Source organism: Mesotoga sp. B105.6.4, from assembly GCF_002896535.1.
Taxonomy (GTDB): domain Bacteria; phylum Thermotogota; class Thermotogae; order Petrotogales; family Kosmotogaceae; genus Mesotoga.
The window spans coordinates 1-4,332 of record NZ_JWIM01000098.1 but is presented as its reverse complement, the minus strand read 5'-3'; the positions used below and the strand labels follow the sequence as shown (position 1 = coordinate 4,332).

General features: G+C 44.6%; 2 protein-coding genes. Both read left to right on the top strand.

Annotated features, from left to right (window positions below):
• Positions 1–183 precede the first annotated feature (183 nt).
• Positions 184–1,989, top strand: coding sequence for a hypothetical protein (locus RJ60_RS14700; RefSeq protein ID WP_103135250.1), 1,806 nt, complete (start codon positions 184–186; stop codon positions 1,987–1,989).
• Between the two features lie 162 nt (positions 1,990–2,151).
• Positions 2,152–3,696, top strand: a complete 1,545-nt coding sequence (locus RJ60_RS14695) for a transglutaminase domain-containing protein (protein WP_103135249.1) — start codon at positions 2,152–2,154, stop codon at positions 3,694–3,696.
• Positions 3,697–4,332: the final 636 nt, after the last annotated feature.

Sequence of the window (4,332 nt, the reverse complement as noted above, 5' to 3'; positions counted from 1 at the left end):
TTCGCCTTCTTGGCACACTGCAACTTGCATCTAGCAACTTATCCTTACGATTCATGGCAGTCGCAAGTAGAGTTTTTTGTGTTTTTATGTATTAAGTATGAAGTGTAAGATTGAATCGAAAGGGTTCATGAAGTAAACCAAATGCTGTTATTCAATACCATCATATAGAAGGGAGAAAAAGAAATGTTCAAGAAGATCCTTGTGTTTCTTTCTCTATTCACCTTGATAGCGCTCGGTGGTTGCTCTCTCTTTAGGGCGATCAAGGTTGAAATTCCCGATCAACAGGTGACGGAGGGTGAGGAGCTTGTTATTGGCCTTAGCCAGTTTGTTTTATCATCTGTTTCCGACGGGATATCATTCTCGATAAGCAGCGGACCGGGCAGAATTGTCGGAAGGGATTATGTGTTTACGTCTTTGCCCGGTGACAGCGAAAACAGCCCTTTTAAAGTGAGAGTAAGCGTAAGTGATGAAGGCAAGAGCGGAGTTGCAGAGTTCCGGATCAACGTAAGTCCCATTCCGGAAGGTCAAGAGGCTGAGATCAAGTTATCGGGAGAGACTGCCGAAGAGTTTGAACAGGTTATTGATGATTTCGTGAAGAGGAATCCTGAGAATCCCGAAGGACACGCGATTCGTGGAGCTATGAAGGCCATTCCGCAATTGCTGAAACTTCTAGACATATACAATTCGCAGATTGGTTCCCTTGACATTGCAGGGACAATGGATCGAGATGAAATACTGTCAAGTTTCGAAAACCTCGTCTCGAATCCTGATCAAATCGCACAGAGCCTTTCATCTGACATGCGCGCAAAACTACTGAATATGAAGCTGAAATCGGCGTTGATTCTTAGAAAACCGCAGCTTCTGATAAATGCTCTTTCTTCTCGTCGGCCCATAGTCAAAAATTCCGATTATTCACTCAGCGGGGAGATCACCGATTTTCAGGAGGAAATGGAGAATTACGCCGATAGCCTTCAGGAAGTCTGGGACGATATCTCCTATTTGAGCGGAGAGATGAGTATTGTAGTAAAGGTATTCCTAAATGAGTTCGATTGGGACGAAGACGGAGTTGTTGAAAGCGACAGAGAGCTGATACTTGAAGTAGTGAGTGAAAATGATTCCATAACCTACTCAGAAAACTTCCGTCTCTATTCGGATATCCTTTTCCTGGAGAAGAAGCCAAAAGGTGATCACATAGTCTCGATCGAGGTTGATCCCGATGGCGGTGACGCAGTGTTCGATCTCGATTTCTGGTTCATGATCTCACAGGGGTTGGATATAGAGTACGCTCCTGGATTCGATGAGAACGATTATCTCGTAATCGATGAAGGAGAGATAGCGATTCTAAAAATGCTGGTTGGCAGTGCTCTTTCAAGCGCCAGAGCATTGACCATTTATGATCTTGAACCATCGGAGGCTTTCATGGAGTATTTCGAAGACATCGATGATGAGATAGATCCTCCGGAAATCGATACAAATAGCGACGGAAATATCGACGCGTCAGAAGTTAAAGCATTTATTGGCACGTCCTTCTTGACATTCAGGAACCCCTTCAAAAGTCCTCCATGGCTGAGTTCGATAAGGGATATCGCTTTGGAGATACCTGAAACGACGATGCTGCTGGCGGAGGACCTCTTGAAGGACACACGGACCGAAGGCAATAAGCACAACCTGACTTCACAGTGGTACATCCCGTTCGATCAGGACGCTTATGATGCCCTTTCAGAAAACGCGAACGAATTGGAAGAGCTGCTGGACTACATAAGACCGAACGGAGAAGATCTCGATACTGAAATCCCAGTCGATGAAGAAGGTAAGACGATTATCCTGAGACTATACAACATTTTCGACCACCCCGAGGGCTTTTCCGATCTCTTAAGCTTCTTCCCTACCCTTATAAACTATGAGATGCTCGAAGGAATTGAATTTCCCGACCCAACTTTTGGCGGCGCCGTAGTTAACCTTCCGAAGTCGATCTCGCTGGATAACTGAGAGCGAACTTATTCGAGATGAATTGTGGAGCAATGACCTGTAGATGAAGGTTCGTTGCTCCATTTGCTAAAAGTGGGCTTAGAATAATACTGCTGGTGGAGTTTCCAGTATGTCCATGGATTTCATAAAACATCTGCAATAAGATCAACAGGAGGTGTAACAATGAAGCAACTACTAATGATTTTGGTCTTATTGAGTGTCTTTCTTTTCTCAGGGTGTGGTCTGTTGCAGTATTTCACTATAGCCGAGGTTGTCGAACAAGAGACTGTAGAACAGTTTAATATCGAGAAATTCAAGAACGACGATGAAATCGAAGCTCCTGTTTTCAGAGGGTATTTTCTCAATGTCGATTATTCTTATCCAGAGCTGTTTTTGCAATGTGGCCCACAGACTCGAATCACCGATGAGATTGCCGCGATCGCCGATCAGTTTAATGACAATAAGAATTTGTCGACAATTAAAGAGATATACGGCTGGATGATGGGAAACCTGAGGGGAGTTGAGGGAGAGAAGTTTGGCAGAACATCACATGAAATCATAACAACCGGAGGAGTAACTGGCTGCACAGACTATGGACTGGCTTTCGTGTCGCTTGCAAGGGCAAAGGGGATTCCTTCCGTATTCATCCAGACTGCTCGGATTGACTGGATCGAGGCAAGAAAGAAATCAAACAGTGGCATGATAGTAGGTCACATTCTTGTCGAAGTTTATTTAGAAGAAAAATGGTATCTTGTAGACTCGACTTCCGGCAGGCTATACCTTAATTATGACAGAAACAACTTCTCGCTCCCCGATGGGTACTATGTGTTTGCGAAATCTATTGAGGTATGGGATTTGGGTGTGCACAACGACAAAGAGATGGGACCTGTGATGATGGATCTCTTCTGGATCTTTGATCCTTCAGTCTATAACAATCCGGGATACGACTATATTGACCTCACGACAGGGGAGACGAAGTCATCCGGAGTCTTCACCGGTCACTCAACCGTAATAGGAAGTTCGGCTCTCATTTTTGGAAAACGGAGTCCGGTTGAGCTGTTCAATGATAGATTCACGGCACATCTTTCTAACAAGAGGCTTCTCGATCTCTGCTTCGCCGATATAGACGAAGTGATGAGTACTCAGAGGATAATAGTCCTTCACTCTCTCGATCAGCCCGCCACGATGCCCGACTACATGTTGGGCATTATACCGGAGTTCTCGTCTTCGGAAACGCCCGTAATCCTGAACGAAATCAGGGACGGCAGGAGAATTGTTCTTATAATGACAGATACAACTGACGAATTGATGAAAATAATCAGAGAACTGCCCGAGGACTTTTTGGACGGCCCACTAAACGATGAGAATGTTCCTGATGTCGAAATAGTGAAAAACTCAGTTCTAGTTTATGGGATGAGCAACCCTGTGGGAGTATTCGAAGAGAGATTCATAAAAGGATTTTCAAGAAAGGGCTTTCTAAGTCTTGGCAATTCACAATACGAAAGATTTCTGGAGACGGAACTCGTCGTAGTCCTCTACTCACTCGATTATCCCGACAAAATGCCACTTTATATCGAAGAATATCTGCCGGAGTTCTCGTCTTCGGAACTGCCTGTAATAGTTAACGAATGGAGAGAAGGTAAGCAGATAATCTTAATCAAGACATCTACCGAGGCGGAACTGATCGATTTGATCGGACAACTTCCGGTTGACTTTCTTTTGAGGTAGAGGAAGATTAAGCTTCACTCAAAAAAGTTCCATTACAACGGAAAAACGGTCTGTATACTGCACAGTAAGTTACTGGCCAGTATACAAATGTGAAAAACCACTCGAAAGAATTCATGAAGACCGGGATATAAGTGCTTAAAACCCCCAATTTCATATTCTTGCTTAGGCAGAAAAATGCCGGTCCGATAAAAAACGGTGACTTGCCGCAAGTAGTCTTCGCCAATTGTTGCTGCGTTTCTTATTGTAAGCCAGTTATTCTACGGCAAAATGCCAATCCTGTAATCTAGCAAAATATGAAACATGCGGAGAACCATTCAACGGAGAACCAGTCTTTTTGCTCTGTCCAATCCCCAACCCGCTATCCGCAACCTCGGAAATTCTTTCTCCCTCCTGGCGCGAATGCGTCAGCATCACTTCCCCGGATATTCCTCCGGGCATCACTTCCTCGCGCAGCGAGCCTCACTTCCTGCCGGAGGCAGCATCACTTCTGCATCTTGCAACTGATCCTTTGCTCTTCCAACCCCGAACCTCGTTCGTTATTCTTGCAACATGCAACTCACAACTTGGAACTGGTTTTCAAACAAAAAGGAGAGTCAAAAAGACTCTCCTCTTGCATAACATCTGGGCGATACCTAC